This window comes from Janthinobacterium silvisoli (assembly GCF_014200725.1).
Classification (GTDB): Bacteria; Pseudomonadota; Gammaproteobacteria; order Burkholderiales; family Burkholderiaceae_D; genus Janthinobacterium.
Genome location: NZ_JACHCL010000002.1, coordinates 636,738 through 656,139 on the forward strand (window position 1 = coordinate 636,738; position 19,402 = coordinate 656,139).

Sequence of the window (19,402 nt, forward strand, 5' to 3'; positions counted from 1 at the left end):
TCAATCTTCCGTAGCAGCAGCTTCGGACTCGGCCAGGCATTGCTGCAGCTTCCCGATCAGGGCACGCACTTCGTCGTCGCCCAAGTCCAGCGGGTCGCCCTGCGCACCCACGGCGATCAGGCAGATGGCCGAGCCGTCGTACCAGGCGTCGAGGCGCTCTTGATTATTCATAAAGTCTGACTTCATCTCTCAGGTCGGCAAGCAGGTCGGCTGGCGCCGCGATGCTGGCGCTACCATGCGGCACGGGAAACACGGAAGCCAGCTGGTCATTGCTCGCCATGCCAGGCAACCACTTGTTCAAGAAATCGTCGAGCGCGATGGCGCACGGCTGGAAATGCTCCCAATCGCCGGTGGCGCACGCTTGCGCAAACGCGGCTTCCGGCCAGAACGGGATGGAGACCTTGCCGCCCGCTTCCGCCGTGGCCCAGCCCGCATCGTACAAGCCCCACACTTCTTGCGTATCGGCTACCTTGCGCACGCAATAGGCGTAGCGTTGCTGCACCGGCAACTGCGTGACTTGCCGGATTTTTTCAGGATGCATGGTCGCCCCCTGCCTTCATTTGCAGCGTACGCCAGCCTTCCAGCGCAACGGGACGCAGGTCGTGCAGCAAGATGGCGCGCAAGGTGAGAAAATCTGCCCTGGCATCGAACGCAGCGGATGATTCCCGGTCGATGTCGGCGATGATGGTGTGCGTGGTTTGCATGGTTTGCGACATATAGATCAATCCGCCTCCCACACAACGACGGCCGGCCGCGCGCCGCCTGTCTTGAAGAAAGCGATGCAGGCTTGCTGGCCTTGTTCCACATCAACGCACCAGGCTTCCGGATACTCGTCCACCTGGCCATTGGACAGCAGGTAGCTGCAAGCGCCGTCCGCCTCCTCATCGCCCAGTGTATGAAAACTCAGCTCGTCCTGTCCCGACAGATACATCAGCCAGGCATTGGCGCCATTGCGCAGCAGGCACAGGGCCGGACCTTGTTCTGGATCGATCGCCCTGGTCAGCCACAGTTCACATTGCGCCAGGGAGCGCGCCTGTTTCAGCGCCAGCTGCAAATCGGCAAGAGTGGCCACGGCATGCGGCGTGCCGTGCAGATTGAGTTCCATCGTCATGCCTTGCCACCACTCAAGTCAGCCGTCGCCAGCGCCGTACTCAGATACAGCTTGCCGCTGAGGTCCTTCAGTAGGCTGCTCTGGCGCAAGCGGTCCATCACGGGGCCTTTGACTTCGGCCAGGTTCAGGCTGATGCCGCGCTGGGCCAGGGTTTTATTGAGTTCGCCCAGTCCCAGCAAGGCCGTGCTGTCGATCTGGTTCACGGCGGACAGCACCAGCACCAGGTGGCGCGCCGTCGGGTGGCTGGACAATTCCTCTTCGATGCGCTCCGTCACGGCTTCGATATTGCCGAAAAACAGGCCGGCGTCTATGCGCAGCAGTAACAGATCGGGCAAGGTGTGCGCTTCGTAGCGTTCCACATTGCGGAAATGTTCGCTGTTCGGAATGCGGCCCAGCACGGCGATATGCGGGCGGCTGGCGCGCCAGATCAGGGTGCCCATCGACAGCAATACGCCGATCACCACGCCTGCCTCCACGCCCAGCACCAGCACGCCAGCCGTGGTGGCCAGCAGCGCCAGCGCATCACTGCGGTCATAGCGCCAGGCCAGTTTCAAGGTGCCCCAGTCCAGCAAACCGGCCACGGCAAAGATAATGGTGGCAGCCAGCACAGGTAACGGCATCAGGGCCAGCCAGCCGGTGGGCGCCACCAGCGCCAGCGCCAGCAAGCTGGCCGTGATGATGCTGGCCAGCGGCGTATTCGCGCCGGCCTGGAAATTGACGGCCGAACGCGAAATGGAACCCGTGACAGGGAAACCACCCGATAGCGCACTGGCCACATTGGCTGCGCCCAGACCCAGCAGTTCGCGGTTGGTCTGCAGCTTTTCGCCGCGTTTTTGCGCCAGCGTCTGCGCGGCGGACATGCTCATCAGGAAGACGATGAAGGCGATCAGCAAGGCTGGCGACAACAAGGTGCGCCAATGGGCGCCAGACGTGGCCAGGTTGAGCGACGGCAAGCCGTTCGGCACATGGCCCGTGGTTTGCACACCCATGTGGTCCAGACCGCAATAGCGCACCAGCACGATGCCGGCGATGACCAGCAGCATCGGCGCCAGGCGCGCGCCCACGTCGGACGCCGCCGCGCCCAGGCCGCAGCGGCGCAATACTGCCGACATATAGCGTTTTGCCAGCCACAGGAAAACCAGGCTGCACAGGCCCAGCACCATGCTGGGCAGATGCCAGTGGGGTACGGTAGCACCCAGCAAGGGCGTGAGCTGACCCCAGATAATCAGGATGGCGGCCCCATTGCTGAAACCGCTGATCACGGGGCGCGACAAGAAGCTGGCCATGAAGCCCAGCCGCAGCACGCCGCACAGCAGCAGCACCAAGCCACTGATGAAGGCCAGTTGCGCGGCCAGCACCACATGCAGGGAAGAACCGGGATCGGCCAGCGGCGCCAGTGCGGCGGCCGTCATCAGGGAAACGATGGCCATCGGGCCCACCGATTGCGTCATGCTGCTGCCAAACACGGCATACAGCACGGGCGGCAAGATACTGGCATAAATGCCAACTACGGGCGGCAAGCCTGCCACCAGCGCGTAAGCCATGCCTTGCGGCACCATCATCATGGCCACCACGATACCGGCGGTGATATCCCCCGCCAACAGAGGACGCCGGTATTGCCTGAGCCAGAGCAGCATGATGTGATCCCAAAATCTGAAAACCGAAGCCTATCATGCGCCGCGTCCGGCTGACAGGGTAATCAGCTTGCCAGCAACTGCGTTCGTACAGCTTCCATGATTTCTTCCGAAAAGGCGGCGTCATCAGTCGAGCGGGCCAGCACCATGGCGCCCACCAGCGCTGAAAAGGTGGTGATCGCTAACCGGCGTTTTTCTTCAGCCGTACCTTCCGGCATCAGCCCTGCCAGCAAGTCAAACTGCTGGCGCGTGGTGGCCGTAAAGGCTGGCCGCGCGCTGGGCGAGCTGCGCGCCACATCGACGCCCATGGTGGGCGCCGGGCAAGCCACGCCGGGAGTGTCGCGCGATTGCGTGCTCAGGTAATGGTTGACCAGCTTGGGCAAGGCTTGTTGCGGGTCTTGCTCGATTCTAACTTTCCAGCTTTCCAGGGATTTCTTCAAGGCAAGCTCGCACGCCTCGACCATCAAGTCTTCCTTGGAGGCGAAATGGCCATAGAAGCCGCCATGCGTGAGACCCGCATTTTTCATCAGATCGGCCACGCCGATGCCGTCATAACCCTTTTCGCGGAATAACTTCGCCGCCACCTCAACGATGCGCTCGCGGTTCAGCGCCGCCTGTTCCCTGCTCACTTTCATGACTGCCTCCTGCAATAATGTCACTCATCATATATCTTTTTGGCCGATCTTTCCACTCTGTTAGCAGGCGCACCGTAGGCAGCCTGCCCCGCCGCGATACTGGCTCTACGCATGAAAGGAGGCCAGCATGAGTGAAAATAAATCCATCGGCAATCTGCAGCGCGGCAACCCGCAAGAGGATGGGCACACGGATAAGCGAGCTGTGCAGACCAACGCGCGCAGGCAACCCGGCACACCGCTCCCGGCACAACAGCTGGACAAGCCAGGGATAGAGGCGCAGATGTCCTTGAAACCGCGCTTCCTGGCTCCCGATTACAGTGGCAGCGGCAAGCTGGCCGGCATGGTGGCCATCGTCACGGGCGGCGATTCAGGCATAGGCCGCGCCGTGGCCGTGCTGTATGCGCGCGAAGGCGCCGACGTGGCCATCGTTTACCTCAATGAGCACGAGGACGCCAATGAAACCAAGCGCTATGTGGAAGCGGAAGGCCAAAGCTGCCTGCTGATCCCCGGCGACGTGCGCGAGCAGCGTTTTTGCGAGGAGGCAGTCAGCCAGGTGATGTCCCAGTTCAACCATATCGACGTGCTGGTGAATAACGCCGCCTTCCAGGAGCACGCGACGTCCTTGCTGGACTTGAGCGAGGAACGCTTCGACCTGACCATGAAAACCAATGTGTATGGCTACTTTCATATGGCCAAGGCTGTGCTGCCCCATTTGCAGCGGGGCGCATCCATCATCAACACGGGTTCCGTGACGGGCTTGAAAGGCTCGAAAAACTTGCTCGACTATTCCACCACCAAGGGCGCCATCCACGCGTTTACCATGGCCCTGTCCGCCAACCTGCTGGAAAAGGGCATACGCGTGAACGCCATCGCGCCCGGCCCTGTCTGGACGCCACTCAACCCGGCCGACAAACCGCCCGAGGAAATCCGTACCTTCGGCCAGGACACCAACATGCACCGCCCGGCCCAGCCCGAAGAATTGTCGCCCGCCTATGTTTTCCTGGCCTCGCCCGCCTGTTCCAGCTATATCACGGGCATCGTGCTGCCTGTCACCGGCAGCGTAGGGGAATAGGTCATGGCGCGTGCATTGTGGAAAGGCGCGATCAGCTTTGGCCTGGTGCACATCCCGGTCGAACTGATTTCTGCCAGTCTCGACCATGAACTGGAACTGTCCATGCTGGACAAGCGCGACTTTGCGCCCGTCGGCTACAAGCGCTACAACAAGCAGACGGGCAAGGAAGTGGCGTGGGATAACATCATCAAGGGTTATGAATACAAGACCGATGAATACGTGGTGCTGTCCGATGAAGACTTGAAACGGGCCAATGTAAAAGCCACGCAGACCATCGATATCCTCACTTTTGTCGATGCCAGCGAAGTGCCGCTGACCTTTTACGAGCACCCGTATTATCTGCTGCCCGCCAAGGGCGGTGAAAAAGTCTATGCGCTGCTGCGCGAAACCCTGCGCAAGGCGGGCAAGGTAGGCGTGGCGTCCATGGTCATGCGTACCAAGCAGCACCTGTGTGCGCTGGTCTGTATAGGCGACGCCATCGTACTCAATACCTTGCGCTATGCCGATGAAATTCGCGCCACCGATGATCTGGATTTGCCCGGCAGCACATTAAAAGCGGCGGGCATTTCCGACAAGGAATTGAAAATGGCCCTGTCGCTGGTGGAAGGCATGAGCGAAACCTGGCAGCCCGGGCAATACCACGACAGCTACCGTGAAGATGTGCTGGCGCTGGTGAAAAAGAAAATCAAGGCCAAACAGACCAAGACCATCACGGCGCCGGAAGCGGACAACGAGGAGCCAGCGCCAGCGAGCAATGTGGTCGACCTGGTGGCCCTGCTGCAGCAAAGCCTGGGCAAGAATGCGGCGGCCCCGGCAAGCAAGGCCAAGGCTGCGCCCAAACCTGCTGCGCGCAAGACAGCCACGTCCCGGCGCAAGTCCGCCTGATGAATCAGGCTGCGCTCTCTTCCGCGATCAAGGCATGATGGACGCCTACGGCCGCCATCACGCCATCGCCCATGGCAAAGGTGATATTGGCCATGGCGCGCGCCGCGTCGCCGGCCGCGTACACACCGGGCACGGAACTCATTTTCATGGCATCGGTCTGCAGCACCGGCCCCATCATGCCTTCCTCGAAAACGCAGCCCAGCTGCGCCGCCAGCGCACTGGCCTGTTCTATCGGTGCGGCCAGGAATAGCGCACGCAAGGGCAGCAGACGGCCATCGGCCAGGCGCACACCGTCGATGGCAGGTGTTGTGCCTTCAATCGCCGTCACGGCCACGGTTTCTATTTTCACCTTGCGCCGTGCCAGCAATTGCCGGGCTTCATCGTCGAGTGGCGGCATGCCTGCCGTAAACAGGGTCACGTCGCCCCAGTCGGCGATCAGGCTGGCCTGGTGCACGGAGGCAGGTAACCTGCCCAGTACGCCGATGGCCTGGCCACCTGCCCCGCCGCCGATTTCATAACCATGGCAATACGGGCAATGCAAGACCGTCTGGCCCCAGCGCTCGGCCACGCCCGGCAATTCGGGCAACACATCGCGCACACCGGTGGCCAGCAGCAAGCGCCGGCCCTGCGCCTGGCGGCCATCGTCCAGGGTGACCGCGAAAGCAATCTTCGCCGACGGCAAGGGTTGCGCCTGGCTCACCTTGCCCTGCCATAAAGTGACATTCGGGTAGCTGGCCAGTTGCGCCCGCGCGTCGCTCAGGATGGCGCTGCCAGGGCGGCCATCCTGCGCCAGCACACCGTGCGCGTGTGCCGCAAAGCGGTTGCGTGGCGCACCAAAGTCGATCAGCAGCACAGCACGCCGCGTGCGCGCCAGTTGCAAGGCAGCAGACAGTCCGGCAAAGCTGCCGCCGATAACGATCAAGTCAAACATGGTGGATTCCTTCGACAGGTTTTCATGTAACTATTGTAGTTACATATTTGAGTTAACGCAAATTCTTTGCATTAAGCCACCTCCACCAGCACCCATCACGCCAGATAATCAAGCCAGGTAGCCGCCATCGATGGTCAAGGCTGCGCCATTGATGAAGGCCGCTTGCGGGCCAGCCAAAAAGGCCACCAGACTGGCGATTTCGCTGTCCTGGCCCATGCGGCCTACGGGTATCATGGTGCGTAAAAACGCTTTGGTGGCTTCATCGCTGACAATTTCCGTCTCGGTCGGGCCCGGTTGCACCGTATTGGCCGTGATGCCACGCGGCCCCAGGTCGCGCGCCATGCCGCGCATCAAACCGGCCACGGCCGACTTCGTCATGCTGTACAGGGCGGCGCCTTCGAAACCGGCCCGGTCCCCATTTACGCTGCCAATCGTGATCACGCGCCCGCCCTGCCCCATATGCTGGGCAGCCGCCTGCGAAGCGACGAACACGCCGCGCACATTGACGCCGACGATGCGGTCAAAGTCGGCCACGCTGGCGTCCGCGCCGCGTATCAGAATGCCTGCATTGTTGACGAGGATATCGATGCGGCCATGCTCAGCGGCGCAGGTGGCGATGGCGGCGCTCAAGGCTAGCGCATCGGCGTTATCAGCTTGCACGGCTTGTGCAATGCCGCCAGCAGCGGCCACTTCCGCCACCAGCGCCAGCGCCCGTGCTTGCGAGGCGGCATACGTAAACACCACGACGGCGCCATCGGCCGCCAGGCGGCGCACGATGGCGGCGCCGATACCGCGCGAACCACCGGTAACAAAAGCAATTCTTCTATCCAAAGACATGATGCAAAACCTTTCCAGACCAATCAGTCCAAAATACTTCAAAAAAAAGCACCGGATTGCCGGTGCATCGTAAAACACTAGCGCAGCGCGCGCAGGGCCAGGCTGGCGATACCGCGCAAGGTGGCTTCGGGTGCGCCGCTGCGGGCCGCCAATTTAATCCCCGACAAGGTGGCACGCAGGTATTGCGACGCCATTACGATATCGGTGTCAAGACCAATGATCCCAGCCTCTTTTGCCTGGTCCAGGCTGCGCTCAAGCGCCGCCCCCAAAGTCGTACCGGCCCGCTCCGTCAGCGCCGTGACCTCCGGGTCGGTACGACCAAATTCGCAAATGGCGCTGATGCCCAGGCAACGGGGATTCGGATCGGCCAGCGCCTGGACCACCGCTGCGTCGAGCAAGCTCTCCAGCGCCACGGCCGGCGACGCAGCACCGGATAGCGCGCGCAGCAAGCCGCCCACGTTATCGCTCGTATAACGCTGCAGCGCTTCCAGATACAGCTGGCGCTTGTCGCCGAAAGTGTCATACAGACTTTGGCGGCTGATGCCCATGCCTTCAAGCAAGACGCCCGTCGACGAGCCTTCATAGCCATGTTCTGAAAAAATGCCGATGGCTTGCTGCAAAGCCTGCTCGCGTTCAAATTGTTTTGGTCGTCCCATGCCCGCAGTGTAGCATTCTGGACCAATCTATCAAATACTTTATTGAGCAAACCCCAGCTTTTTCATGGCCTGGGCAAGACCCCTGGCGCTGCGCGCATAGCCATCCCAGGGTGTATTGCCCACGTCGAGGCGGCTGTGTACATTGCTGACATTCCAGGCGTCGCCCGCCTTCAATTTGTCCAGCTCTTCCCACGCCAGCGGCACGGAAATGCCCAGCCCCGAACGCGTGCGTGCCGACCAGGCGCACACGGTGGTGGCGCCCCGTCCATTGCGCAGATAATCGATATAAATCTTGCCGACCCGGTTCGCCGGTCCGCTCTTGAGCACGAAACGTTGCGGTATCAACTCTGCCATATGGGCCACGATGGCTTGCGAAAACGCCTTCACCGTATCCCAGTCATACTGGGGGCGGATAGGCACCACCACATGCAAACCCTTGCCGCCGCTGGTTTTCAGCCAGGCGGGCAGTCCCAGTTCCGCCAGGAAGGCGCGCAGCAGCACGGCCGCTTCCTGGATGGCGGGCCAGGCTACGCCCTTACCAGGGTCCAGGTCGAATACCAGCCGGTTGGGCGTATGGTAGGCACTGGCCAAGGCGTTTTGCGTATGGAATTCCACTACATTCCATTGCGCCGCCGACAACAACCCTTGCGCCGTCGCCACTTCCAGCATGGGCGGGTGCTCCGGGTCCAAGGCCTTCGATAATTGTTTGACACCCGGCATTTTCGATGTATCCACATGCTTCTGGAAAAACAGTTCGCCACCCACGCCGGACGGGGCGCGCACCAGCGACACGGGCCGCCCCCGCAAATGCACCAGCATCAGCTTGCTGACCAGCGCGTAATAACGCACCAGGTCGATCTTGGTGATCCCGCTTTCCTGGTCGATCACGCGCTCCGCATGGCTGACCTTGAAGCTGGCTGGCAAGATGCTTTTCATAAGCGATGGCACGGTCTTCTCCTGTTCGATTTTTCCTGCCCGCTCGCGCACGACAGCCTTGGCCTGCTTGTCGCTGCGCAAACCATGGAAAACGGCATGGCGCACGGCGCCACCGCTGGTCCACTGCGCAAAAGCCACTTCCGCCACCAGCTTGGGCTGGACCCACAGGGGCTGGCGCACGCCGCCCGCCTTGCTGGCAAACGGACTGGTCTCAATACGCAAGTCGTCCAGCTGGCGTCGCAGCGCCAGCAGACTCTGCTGGTCAAAACCGCTACCCACATTGCCCGCATAGTGCAAGCTGCCTGCCTCATCGTAGACACCCAGCAACAGCGAACCGATACCCTCGCGCGCACCCTGCGGCTCGGTATAACCGCCAATCACGAATTCCTGGCGCTGACCACACTTGAGCTTGATCCAGTCGCTGGAACGCCGCATGACATACGGTGAGCCGCGCCGTTTCCCGATCACGCCTTCCAGCCCCAGCTTGCAGGCGGCCGCGACTATCTTCTGCGGCGCCGCGTCCAGCTCGGCGCTGAAACGCACCAGCGGCGATGCGGGCAAGCTGGCCAGCAACTGTTCCAGCAGCGCGCGCCGCGCCTCGACTGGCTGGCCACGCAGATCGTGGCCATCGAAATACGGCACATCGAACAGGTAATACACGATCTGGCTGGTGGCTTCCTGGTCGAAGGCCAGTTGCAAGGCGCCAAAATCTGGGTGACCCTGCTTATCGTTGACGACGATCTCGCCGTCATACCAGCCAGGCGGCAAGCCTATCTCCTGCAGCGCTTGCTGCAACCTGGGCAGTTTATGCGTCCAATCCTTGCCATTGCGGGTGATCAATGCGACGTGTTTTCCATCGCAGCGGGCCAGGATGCGGTAACCGTCGAATTTCAGCTCGAATATCCATTGCTGAGCGTCCACAGGCGGAGCATCGGCCAGGGTCGCCAGCTGGGGCGACAGCTGTTCCGGCAAAGCTGCCCTGGGCGGCGCTGGCGGAGCGGCGTGATCCGCCTGCATGGGCATGGGCATGGGCTTGCCCTTGACGCTGTCGGGCAGCTCATCGACCACGGAAAACTCGCTGGCCGGCCGCGCAAAGCCATCTTTTTCCTTGATCAGCAGCCAGGCCGGCTGCTTTTCGCCTTTGCTCTTCATGCGCACCAGCACCCAGTTGCCCTGCAGTTTGTGGCCAAACAAGGTGAATTTCAGGTTGCCATCGGCCAGCGCCTTGGCGGGGTCGGGCGTGGCTGGCTGCGGCTGCCAGCTTCCCTGGTCCCAGATAATGACCTTGCCCGCGCCATACTGTTTGGCCGGGATCGTGCCTTCAAAGCTTGAGTACGCAATCGGGTGATCTTCCACCTGCACCGCCATGCGCTTGTCTTTCGTGTCGTAGCTGGGGCCTTTGGGCACGGCCCAGCTTTTCATCGTGCCATCGACTTCCAGCCGAAAATCGTAGTGCAGGCGGCTGGCCCAGTGTTTCTGGACCACGAAGGTGAGCACCTCGCCCGCCACCTCGTCACCCCCAGCCGGCTCGGGCGTGACGGCAAAGTTGCGCTTGGCCTGGTAGGTTTTCAGGGCAGCCTTCATGGCAGGCTCATGTAGTGAGAATGAGGCCCAGTGTAGGCTGCACCGGCAGCATGCGCGGTACGCCAGCTAACAGAGCGGGAGCACGGACAGAGGGGCAAGCACTGCCCGGCAAAAAATAATCAAAACTAAATGTAAATATTTGTGATTTGCTGTCAACCCAACGGCATCGGGCCACGTTTTGGACTCAGTGACAGGGGAAAAATCTCCTGAACTACAACCCACTTCTTGAGGAACTGCATCATGAAAAAAAGCATTTTCAACGTTACTGCTACTCTGATCGCCGGCTTGTTCGCTACCGCAGCCTTTGCTCAAACTCCAGCTACGGTCGATGCGGCCAAGGCAGATGCAAAACACACGAAAGAAGTGGCAAAAGCAAATGCAAAAGAAACCAAGACTGTCGCCAAAGCCGACGCTAAAGAAGCAGCCGCTACCGCCGACGCCAAGGCCGACTTAGCGAGCGCCAAGGCTGACGCTGCCGCCACCAAGGCCAAAGCCCATCACAAGGCTAAAAAAGCCAAAGCCAAAGCTGAAGCAACGCCAGCCGCTCCAGCCAAATAATCGGCTTGTAGAGCATTGAGCACCATCAAAAAGACAGCTTCGGTTGTCTTTTTGTTTTTCCGCGTCTATTCGGCGCTGGAAAAATGCACGTTGACCTTGTCGTGCCTGAGAAAAATACACCAGTGTGTAAGCGAATGTAATCGCCGTCAACGCCATGCTGTCGGGCCGCGTTTTCTGCTCAGTGACACGGCAAACATGCCGACACAAACAGAAACACCAGACAAACCACCACTGAGGACTGCACCATGAAAAAAGTATTAGCTACCCTGATCGCCGGCCTGTTCGCTACCGCTGCTTTTGCTCAAACGCCTGCAGCTCCTGCTACACCTGCATCGGCTCCTGCCGCAGCTTCAGCGCCAGCAGCATCGGCTGCCGCAAAATCGGAAGCAGCTGCCCCGAAAGCCAAAAAACATCACAAGGCCAAGAAAACCAAAGCCGCTGAAAAAGCAGCATCGGCCAGCGTTGAAGCAGCACCAGCGAAATAAGCAGTCAAGCAATTACGTAAAACAACACACTGTATATCTCATTACCGAGGACTGAAAAATGAAGAAACTTATCGCTACCCTGATCGCCAGCCTGTTCGCTACCGCTGCCTTTGCTCAAACGCCTGCCGCGCCAGCCTCTCCGGCAGCAGCATCGGCCACCGCCTCGGCGCCAGCCAAAGCAGATGCCAAAGTCGTTAAAAAGCATCACAAGGCACACAAGGCCAACAAGCTGAAAGCCGATGAAACGAAAGCGGCCGATGCGACCCCGGCAACGCCAGCACCAGCGAAGTAAGCAGTAAGTAGTGCGTAGCACATAGTAGTAGCAAGCAATACCCTGCAACGTCAGCAATACTAGCAAGACTAAAAGACAGCTTCGGCTGTCTTTTTGCATTTTCAGTCACAAAAAAACAGCGCAACGCCGGTGCAGGCTGCATGTAAATCGAGGTAAAAATCGCGGCAATAACGCTTCCTGGTCACAGAAATGTTTGCCTGAATACCCGGCCATCAAATACAATTGAGAACTATTCGCATTAGCGTTTTCATTTGCTTACCCTTCAGGAGTGTTTTAATGCCCGGCCGTCCCCCTTTCGCCTCCCCTTCCCTCGCTGCCTCCCTGACAACACCCGTACTGCGCCCACTGGCCCTGGCCATCTCGCTGGCGCTCGGCGCGGGTTTGGCCCATGCCGCCGATGCACTGCCTGATGCACCGGCCGGCAATGGCGATGACGCCGTCATGCAAACCATCACGGTCACGGGCAAGAATGACGACGAAGCGTACACGGCGCGCAAGAGCGCTTCGGCCAGCAAACTCGATCTGTCCTTGCGCGAAACACCGCAATCGGTGTCGGTCGTCACGCGCGCGCAGATGGATGACTTCAAGCTCGATAACGCCAGCAAGGTGCTGGCGCAAACCACGGGCGTGACGGTGGAAGCGGTGGAAACGGACCGCAGCTATTACACGGCGCGCGGCTACGACATCACCAATTTCCAGTATGACGGCGTGGGCATCCCCTTCGTCTTCGGCAATGTGATGGGCGACCTCGATACGGCCGTGTTTGAGCGCGTCGATGTGGTGCGTGGCGCGAATGGCTTGATTTCCTCGACCGGCAATCCATCGGCCACCATCAACTTCGTGCGCAAGCGCCCCGTCGCCGGCCTGGCCGCCTCAGCCGCTGTCACCGTGGGTTCCTGGGATACGCGCCGCTTCGACGCCGATGTTTCGACGCCGCTCAGCGCGGACGGCAAGGTGGCGGCGCGCTTCGTCGTCGTCCACCAGGAAGGCAATTCCTACCTGGACCGCTACTCGCCGCAAAAGGATGTCGTGTATGGCATCGTGGAAGCGAAGCTGACGCCGGACACCACGCTTACCGTCGGCAACACCTACCAAAAGAACCAGGAACGGGGCGGCATGTGGGGCGCCCTGCCCCTGTCCTACACGGATGGCACGCCAACCAATTACCCGATTTCCACCTCCACCTCGGCCAACTGGTCGCGCTGGAATATCAAGACCAATAATACCTTCGCCGAACTGGTTCACCAGTTTAACGACGACTGGAGCCTGAAGTCGACGCTGACGTACACGCGCGCCACCTCGGATTCCAAGCTGCTGTATGTGTATGGCACGCCAGACCGGGCCACCGGCGACGGCTTGTTCAGCTATCCATCGGCCTATAACTCGAACAATGGCCAGGCACTGGTCGATATTTCCGCGAATGGCAAATTCATGCTGGGCGGGCGCAAGCACGACATCACGCTGGGACTGGGCTGGTCGAAATCGACCTTGAGCGATACCTCGTATTATGGCCGCGGCATCGGCACCCCGCTGCCGAACGGGACGGCCTTTGACGGTTCCTATCCCGAACCGGTTTTCGACGCCTCGACCGACGGCAGTTCCTACACCGACAAGCGCAAGAACGCCTTCGTGGCGGCCCGCTTCAACCTGGCCGACAATACCAAGCTGCTGGCCGGCTTCAATACCGTCAAGGCAGACAGCACCGGCACCGCCTACGGCGTCAGCCAGGCCAAGTCGCAAAGCGATACCACGCCGTACGCGGGCCTGGTCTACGACATCAACCGCAATGTATCGGCCTACGGCAGCTATACGGGCATCTTCAACCCGCAAAGCAGCATCGATGCGCGCGGCCAGACTTTGGCCGCCGCTACCGGCAAGAGCCTGGAAGCGGGCCTGAAAAGCGAGTGGTTCGATGGCAAGCTGAACCTGTCGGGGGCAGTGTTCAAGACGCGCCAGGACAATGCAGCCGAAGCGGCAGGCACCACGGCCGACTTCAAGACTTTCTACAAGGGCGTCAACTCCGAATCGAAAGGTCTGGAGTTCGATGTGGCCGGCGAACTGGCCAGGGGCTGGCAGGCGAACGCCGGCTACTCGCAGCTGCGCATCACGGGCGACGACGGCCAGGATGCCCGCACCTTTATCCCGCGCAAGCAGTTCCACCTGGCCACCACCTACCGCGTGGCTGGCTTGCCAGCACTGAAAGTGGGCGCCAGCCTGACCTGGCAAGACGCTATCTACAACAAGGTCAGCGACACCATCACCCTGCGCCAGGGTTCCTATGCGCAACTGGGCCTGCTGGCCAGCTATGACATCAGCCGCAATGTCAGCCTGTCGCTGAACCTGAACAACGTGACGGACAACAAGCACTTGACCAGTTTGTACTGGACCCAGGCGCTGTATGCGCCCGGCCGCAATGGCAGCGCGACCCTGAGCTGGAAATACTAAGGAAGCCTGATGCGTTTGCGCCCTGCCCTGGTTCTGCTGCACCGCTGGTTCGGACTGGCGGCGGCCGTGTTCCTGTTTGTCTCCGGCCTGACGGGCGCCGTCATTTCGTGGGACCACGAACTCGACGCCTGGCTCAACCCGCAGCTGTTCCATGCACAAAGTGAAACGGGAGCAGCGCAATCGGGCCTGGCGCTGGCGCAGCAGCTGGAAACCCACAACCCGCGCCTGCGCGTCAACTACCTGCTGACGACACTGGAACCGGGGCACACGGCGTTGATGTCGGTCGAAGGCAGGGTCAATCCTGCCACCGGCAAGCCCTATGAACTCGCTTACAACCAGGTGGCGCTGGACCCCGTCAGCGGCAAAATACAAGGCACGCGCGAGTGGGGCGCCGTGTCGCTGACGCGTGAAAACCTGCTGCCCTTCCTGTACAAGCTGCACTACACCATGCATATCCCCGATGGCTGGGGCATAGAACTGGGCCTGTGGTTCATGGGTATCATCGGCATGGTGTGGTTTGTCGACTGCTTTATTGCCATCTACCTGTCCTTCCCACACTGGCGCAGCTGGCGTAAATCACTGGCTTTCCGCTGGCGCCAGGGCAGCCATAAGCTGAACTTTGACCTGCACCGCTCGGGCGGCGTGTGGGTCTGGCTGCTATTGCTGATACTGGCGCTGACATCGGTATCGATGAATCTGCAAACCCAGGTGATGCGCCCGCTGGTGGCGAAGTTTTCCACCCTCAGCCCGAACGCCTTCGACAGCCGTACACCGCGCCTGCCCGCGCAGCAAGGCGAACCTCGGATCACGCGCGAGCAGGCGGTGGCGCTTGCAAAAGCCGAGGCGGCAAAACGGGGCTGGCTGCTACCGGCCGGCGGCGTGTTTTATTCCTCCGCCTACGGCTTGTACGGCGTGGGCTTTTTCGAGGCCGACAATGACCATGGCGACGGTGGCCTGGGCAATGCGTGGCTGTATTTCGACAGCAGCGACGGCAGCCCTGCCGGTGGCGTGATCCCCGGCACGGGCAGCGCCGGCGACATCTTCCTGCAGGCGCAATTCCCGCTGCATTCAGGCCGTATCATGGGGCTGGCGGGACGCATTTTGATTTCCGCCATGGGCCTGGTGGTGGCGATGCTGAGCGCCACGGGCTTGATCATCTGGGTACGCAAGCGGCGCGCGCGCTTCATGCAAACTTCAGGCAAGCGGCGATTTATATAAAGACAAGACGGGGAAATTGGGCGACACTCTCCATCCGATTATCATGATGGATAGCCGCCCATGCCACGCCTTGCCTCTACCTTGCTATTGATGTTACCGCTGTTTGGCCCCTGCGCCGTCCTGGCGCAGTCAGCCTCCCCCCTCTCCACCGTTTTGCAAACCTACGAAAACGACCTGCACGGCGACTTGTCCGCCGTGGTCGTGCTGCGTGACGGCGCGCTGGTCGCCGAACACTATTACAACGGCGAGACAGCCGACACCTTGCACGATATACGTTCGGCGGGCAAAAGCATCACCGCCCTGCTGGTGGGCGCCGCCGTGGCGCGTGGCCAGTTGCAAACAAGCGGCACAGTAGGCCAGTACTGGCCTGAAGTCGCCGGCAGCCCGGCCGGCAAGGTGGCGCTGGACGATGTGCTGACCATGCGTTCCGGCCTGGCAGCGTTTGACGAAGACGCCAATTCCCCAGGCAATGAAGACAAACTCGATGAAGCAGCCGACCCTACCAAATTCGTGCGCGGCGTGCCATCGAACGTCACGCCCGGCAGCGTCTACCGCTATAACTCGCTGACCGCCTATATCGCGGGACGCGTGGTGGAAAGCGCCAGTGGCGCCGACCTGGAAACCTTTGCGGCCAAAAACCTGTTCACGCCGCTAGGCATCGCGCGCTGGAGCTGGGGCCGCGATAGTGCGGGCCATCCCAAAGGCCAGGGCAACCTGTCCCTGCGTGCGCGTGACACGGCGAAGATAGGCCAGATGGTGCTCGATGAGGGTCGTTTTGAGGGCCGCAGGGTGATCGAGGCCAGCTGGATCAAGGCGGCACTCGCTCCGCGCGTGGCGACCGGCGAGGCAGACCGCTACGCCGATCACTATGGCTATTTCTGGTATGCGAAGACACAGGAAATCGCCGGTGAAAAGATCCCCGTCTTTTTCGCTTCCGGTAATGGCGGCAACAAGATCTATGTGATTCCCACGCGCCGCATGGTGGTCAGCATCGCGTCCAGCGCTTATGGCAAGGGCTATGGCCAGCGCCGCTCGGAAGATATTCTGAAGGCGCTGCTGCAGGCAGAAAAAGCCCGCTAGGCCAGGAAAAAAACACGTAGATGTAAGCGTTTGTAATTGCCGTCAACGCAGTGCTGGCGGGGCGCGTTTTCTGCTCAGTGACACGGCAAACATGCCGACACAAACAGAAACACCAGACAAACCACCACTGAGGACTGCACCATGAAAAAAGTAATAGCTACCCTGATCGCCGGCCTGTTCGCTACCGCTGCTTTTGCTCAAACGCCTGCAGCTCCTGCAGCAGCAACGCCAGCAGCCTCGGCACCGGCAAAAACCGAAGCTGCCAAGCCTGAAGCTAAGACCAAAGTGCACCACACAGCGAAAAAAGCCAAAGCCAAGGCAGCTGAAAAGAAAGCTGAAGGCACGACTCCGGCAAGCGCCGCTGCTGCGCCAGCGCCAGCAGCAGCCAAGTAATCGAAACACGCATCACCTGATTGTTCACCATTAGCTTAGACATAGAGGCCTCACCATGAAAAAAATCATCGCCAGCTTGATCGCTACCCTGTTCGCTACCGCCGCTTTCGCTCAAACGCCAGCCGCACCGGCAGCGCCAGCAGCACCTGCCGCCTCGGCAGCAGCAACGGCGCCAGCCGCTAAAGCTGAAACGCCAGCACCAGCAGCCAAGGCTGCGCACAAAAAGCACCACAAGGCGAAGAAAGCCAAGCCAGCCGATACGGCCGCTCCAGCAGCACCGGCAGAACCAGCAACGCCAGCCAAGTAATCAGGCTGCAGCACTCAAAAAGACAGGGTTAGCCCTGTCTTTTTTTTCGTCCGCAGTTTCGCCAACTTACTTTGGCATCAGCACCGTGTCGATCACATTGATCACGCCATTCGACTGGTACACATCGTAGGTGCTGATGTTGGCGCTATTGCCGCTCTCATCCATCACCACGATGTTGTGCATGCCGTTCATGGCGAACATCAGCTTGCCGCCGCTGGCCGTGGCCAGGGTCGCTTTACCGTCATGCATCTTGATTTCATGGGCCAGGGCCTTGAAGTCGTATTTGCCGGGGACCACGTGGTACGTGAGGATTTTCGTTAGCGTGGCCTTGTTTTCCGGCTTGACCAGGGTCTCGACGGTGCCGGCCGGCAATTTGCCAAACGCCGCATTGGTAGGCGCAAACACCGTAAACGGTCCCTTGCCTTTCAGCGTATCGACCAGACCTGCCGCCTTGACGGCAGCGACCAGGGTGGTGTGGTCGGCCGAATTGACAGCGTTATCGACGATGTCCTTGCTTGGGTACATGCTTTGACCACCGACCATGGTGGTCATTTCGGCTGCGAAGCTGGCGCCGGTAACCAGCATGGAAGTGGCGAACAAGACTGCGGGAATAAAGGTGCGCATGATGATCTCCTGGTGACTGTATAAGAAGCCTGTGCGTGATTGCACAGTCATTTACGCGTCGGTGCAGGGATCGGATTCAGTTATTTTTGCTGCCTTAAAAGCAAACCCGCAAAAAAAATACGGCGCAGCGCAAATGCGCATACGCCGTACTCAATTGCCATTCAATCAATTCCCAAGGCGCGGGCCGGGGTGATCCAGCCCGCGCTGCCGGGATCAGTTGGCCGCGACTTGCTGCTCAGGCTCGCCCCAGCCACCGCCCAGGGCGCGGATCAGCGCCACGGTGGTGACGGCGCGGTTGCCGCGCAATTGCACGGCGTTGCGCTCGATGGTCGCCAGGTTGCGCTGCGCGTCCAGCAAGTCCAGGTAGCTGGAACGGCCGGCTGCATACAGTTTTTGCGCCAGGTCGGCGGAGCGGCGGGCCGATACCACGGCTTCATCGATCTGCTGCGTCTGGCCCGACAAGATGCGCAAGCCGGCCAGATTGTCTTCCACCTCGGCGAACGCTACCAGCACGCTCTGGCGATAAGTCGCTACCGACTCTTCCAGCTGCGCTTCGCTGCGCGTCACGGCAGCCTTGTTGCGGCCACCATCGATGATCGGCATCGACATCAGGGCGCCCAGCAGCCAGGAGCGGCTGCTCCACTTGAAGATATCCGCGACGGTGTCGCCTGTACCACCAGCAGCGGCATTCAGGGTCAGGGCCGGGAACATGGCGGACTTCGCTACACCGATACGCGCATTCGATGCTTCCATGGTGCGCTGTGCCGACGCGATGTCGGGACGGCGCTCCAGCAGCGACGATGGCAAGCCAGCCGGGATCACGGGCAGGAAAGCGCTGTCTTGCAGCGGGTTGACGGACGCCGTGAAACTGGCGGCCGGTTTGCCCAGCAAGACGGCCAGCGCATGCTCATTGGTGGTGCGCTGGCGCTGCAGGCCAATCGCTTCGGCGCGCGCCGTCGACAGCTCCGTGCGGGCACGGGCCAGATCGAACTCGCCAATGTCGCCCAGGTCGTAGCGGCGCTGGTTCACGTGCACGCTTTCTTCACGCAGGCGCACCGTCTGTTCCAGCGTCGCCAGTTCGGCATCCGTTTCACGCAGCATGAAATAGGTCTGCGCCACGTCTGCTTGCAAGGACAACAGCACCGAACGGTAAGTCGCTTCCACCGCCAGCGCATCGCTGCGCGCCGCGCTGACATTGGACGACACGCGGCCGAACAGGTCGACTTCGTAGCTGGCCGTCAGGTTGGCCTGGTACACATTGCCAGGCGCGACCGGCGTGCCTTCCGGCAGCGACAGCGACAGTGCGGAAGCGCGGTTGCGCTGCGCGCCCACGTTCACGCCCACTTGCGGGATGCGGTCTGCTTCGGCGATACCGGCAATCGCCCTCGCCTGCTTGACCCTGGCGGCGGCCACGGCCAGGTTGGCGTTGGCTTTGGTGGCTTCGCCTATCAGCTCGGTCAAGGCCGGGTCATTGAAAGCCAGCCACCATTCGCCGCGCGCCTGGCGTTCCGCCGGCACGCCCTGCTTCCAGCGCGTGCCATCGGCTGCCGTCTGTACGGCAGGCAGCGTCTGGTCTTCCTTGAACGCGGCCGGCGTGGCTATCTGCGGCTGCTTGAATTCAGGCGCCGCGCACGCGGCCAGCAGCACGGCTGCGGCCATGGCCGTCAGGGTCGTGCGCAAGCCAGTTGTCACCTTGGGTGCAGCCATCATGATATTGTT

Annotated in this window: 22 protein-coding genes; 10 read left to right on the forward strand and 12 right to left on the reverse strand. The window is 60.9% G+C overall.

Going from position 1 to position 19,402, the window contains the following annotated elements; all coding sequences use genetic code 11:
* The 6 genes from HDE75_RS13060 to HDE75_RS13085 all read right to left on the reverse strand — a co-directional run bounded on the left by HDE75_RS13060 (position 1) and on the right by HDE75_RS13085 (position 3,380).
* Positions 1-171, reverse strand: a complete 171-nt coding sequence (locus HDE75_RS13060; protein ID WP_183677257.1) for a hypothetical protein — start codon at positions 169-171, stop codon at positions 1-3.
* Complete coding sequence (locus HDE75_RS13065) at positions 164-541, reverse strand: DUF2750 domain-containing protein (protein ID WP_183677256.1); 378 nt, start codon at positions 539-541, stop codon at positions 164-166. Before HDE75_RS13065 ends, HDE75_RS13060 begins: the two co-directional genes overlap by 8 nt.
* Positions 531-716, reverse strand: coding sequence for a hypothetical protein (locus HDE75_RS13070; RefSeq protein ID WP_183677255.1), 186 nt, complete (start codon positions 714-716; stop codon positions 531-533). Before HDE75_RS13070 ends, HDE75_RS13065 begins: the two co-directional genes overlap by 11 nt.
* Positions 717-721: 5 nt before the next feature.
* Positions 722-1,105 carry an Imm1 family immunity protein gene (locus HDE75_RS13075; protein ID WP_183677254.1) on the reverse strand — a complete coding sequence of 128 codons (384 nt, stop codon included), beginning with the start codon at positions 1,103-1,105 and terminating at the stop codon, positions 722-724.
* Positions 1,106-1,107: 2 nt separating this feature from the next.
* A complete protein-coding gene (locus HDE75_RS13080; protein WP_183677253.1) occupies positions 1,108-2,748 on the reverse strand; it encodes a SulP family inorganic anion transporter in 1,641 nt (546 codons plus the stop codon).
* Between the two features lie 62 nt (positions 2,749-2,810).
* Entirely contained in the window at positions 2,811-3,380 is a 570-nt protein-coding gene (locus tag HDE75_RS13085; RefSeq protein WP_183677252.1) for a TetR/AcrR family transcriptional regulator, read from the reverse strand.
* Positions 3,381-3,507: 127 nt separating this feature from the next.
* Between HDE75_RS13085 and HDE75_RS13090 the strand changes: the two genes are divergently transcribed.
* Entirely contained in the window at positions 3,508-4,452 is a 945-nt protein-coding gene (locus tag HDE75_RS13090) for an SDR family oxidoreductase (protein ID WP_183677251.1), read from the forward strand.
* 3 nt (positions 4,453-4,455) lie between these two features.
* On the forward strand, positions 4,456-5,337 hold the full coding sequence (gene ku, locus HDE75_RS13095) for a non-homologous end joining protein Ku (protein ID WP_183677250.1): 882 nt from the start codon (positions 4,456-4,458) through the stop codon (positions 5,335-5,337).
* 4 nt (positions 5,338-5,341) lie between these two features.
* Here the strand turns inward: ku and HDE75_RS13100 are convergent, their stop codons facing one another.
* The 4 genes from HDE75_RS13100 to ligD form a co-directional block, all read right to left on the reverse strand.
* Entirely contained in the window at positions 5,342-6,268 is a 927-nt protein-coding gene (locus HDE75_RS13100; RefSeq protein ID WP_183677249.1) for an NAD(P)/FAD-dependent oxidoreductase, read from the reverse strand.
* Positions 6,269-6,376: 108 nt separating this feature from the next.
* Positions 6,377-7,105, reverse strand: coding sequence for an SDR family oxidoreductase (locus tag HDE75_RS13105; protein ID WP_183677248.1), 729 nt, complete (start codon positions 7,103-7,105; stop codon positions 6,377-6,379).
* Between the two features lie 77 nt (positions 7,106-7,182).
* Positions 7,183-7,761 carry a TetR/AcrR family transcriptional regulator gene (locus HDE75_RS13110; protein ID WP_183677247.1) on the reverse strand — a complete coding sequence of 193 codons (579 nt, stop codon included), beginning with the start codon at positions 7,759-7,761 and terminating at the stop codon, positions 7,183-7,185.
* 39 nt (positions 7,762-7,800) lie between these two features.
* The gene (ligD, locus tag HDE75_RS13115; protein ID WP_183677246.1) at positions 7,801-10,281 is read right to left on the reverse strand and encodes a DNA ligase D; all 2,481 of its coding nucleotides are present in this window, start codon (positions 10,279-10,281) and stop codon (positions 7,801-7,803) included.
* A gap of 240 nt (positions 10,282-10,521) precedes the next feature.
* On the opposite strand from ligD, the gene HDE75_RS13120 reads away from it, so the two are divergent.
* From HDE75_RS13120 to HDE75_RS13155, 8 genes are all read left to right on the forward strand, one after another.
* On the forward strand, positions 10,522-10,839 hold the full coding sequence (locus HDE75_RS13120; protein WP_183677245.1) for a hypothetical protein: 318 nt from the start codon (positions 10,522-10,524) through the stop codon (positions 10,837-10,839).
* A 245-nt stretch (positions 10,840-11,084) separates the two neighbouring features.
* Positions 11,085-11,324, forward strand: coding sequence for a hypothetical protein (locus HDE75_RS13125; protein WP_183677244.1), 240 nt, complete (start codon positions 11,085-11,087; stop codon positions 11,322-11,324).
* Between the two features lie 58 nt (positions 11,325-11,382).
* Complete coding sequence (locus tag HDE75_RS13130; protein ID WP_183677243.1) at positions 11,383-11,616, forward strand: hypothetical protein; 234 nt, start codon at positions 11,383-11,385, stop codon at positions 11,614-11,616.
* Between the two features lie 276 nt (positions 11,617-11,892).
* A complete protein-coding gene (locus HDE75_RS13135) occupies positions 11,893-14,061 on the forward strand; it encodes a TonB-dependent siderophore receptor (protein WP_183677242.1) in 2,169 nt (722 codons plus the stop codon).
* Between the two features lie 15 nt (positions 14,062-14,076).
* Positions 14,077-15,279, forward strand: a complete 1,203-nt coding sequence (locus HDE75_RS13140) for a PepSY-associated TM helix domain-containing protein (RefSeq protein WP_183678057.1) — start codon at positions 14,077-14,079, stop codon at positions 15,277-15,279.
* Between the two features lie 60 nt (positions 15,280-15,339).
* Positions 15,340-16,359 (forward strand): serine hydrolase domain-containing protein, encoded by a 1,020-nt coding sequence (locus HDE75_RS13145; protein ID WP_221291856.1) that lies wholly within the window; start codon positions 15,340-15,342, stop codon positions 16,357-16,359.
* A gap of 141 nt (positions 16,360-16,500) precedes the next feature.
* Positions 16,501-16,752, forward strand: coding sequence for a hypothetical protein (locus HDE75_RS13150; RefSeq protein ID WP_183677241.1), 252 nt, complete (start codon positions 16,501-16,503; stop codon positions 16,750-16,752).
* A gap of 55 nt (positions 16,753-16,807) precedes the next feature.
* Positions 16,808-17,059, forward strand: coding sequence for a hypothetical protein (locus tag HDE75_RS13155; protein WP_183678172.1), 252 nt, complete (start codon positions 16,808-16,810; stop codon positions 17,057-17,059).
* Positions 17,060-17,125: 66 nt separating this feature from the next.
* Here HDE75_RS13155 and HDE75_RS13160 read toward each other — a convergent pair whose 3' ends face one another.
* Entirely contained in the window at positions 17,126-17,644 is a 519-nt protein-coding gene (locus HDE75_RS13160) for a fasciclin domain-containing protein (RefSeq protein WP_260174138.1), read from the reverse strand.
* A 252-nt stretch (positions 17,645-17,896) separates the two neighbouring features.
* Positions 17,897-19,393: an efflux transporter outer membrane subunit gene (locus tag HDE75_RS13165; RefSeq protein ID WP_409254916.1), complete on the reverse strand. Its 1,497-nt coding sequence runs from the start codon at positions 19,391-19,393 to the stop codon at positions 17,897-17,899.
* Positions 19,394-19,402: the final 9 nt, after the last annotated feature.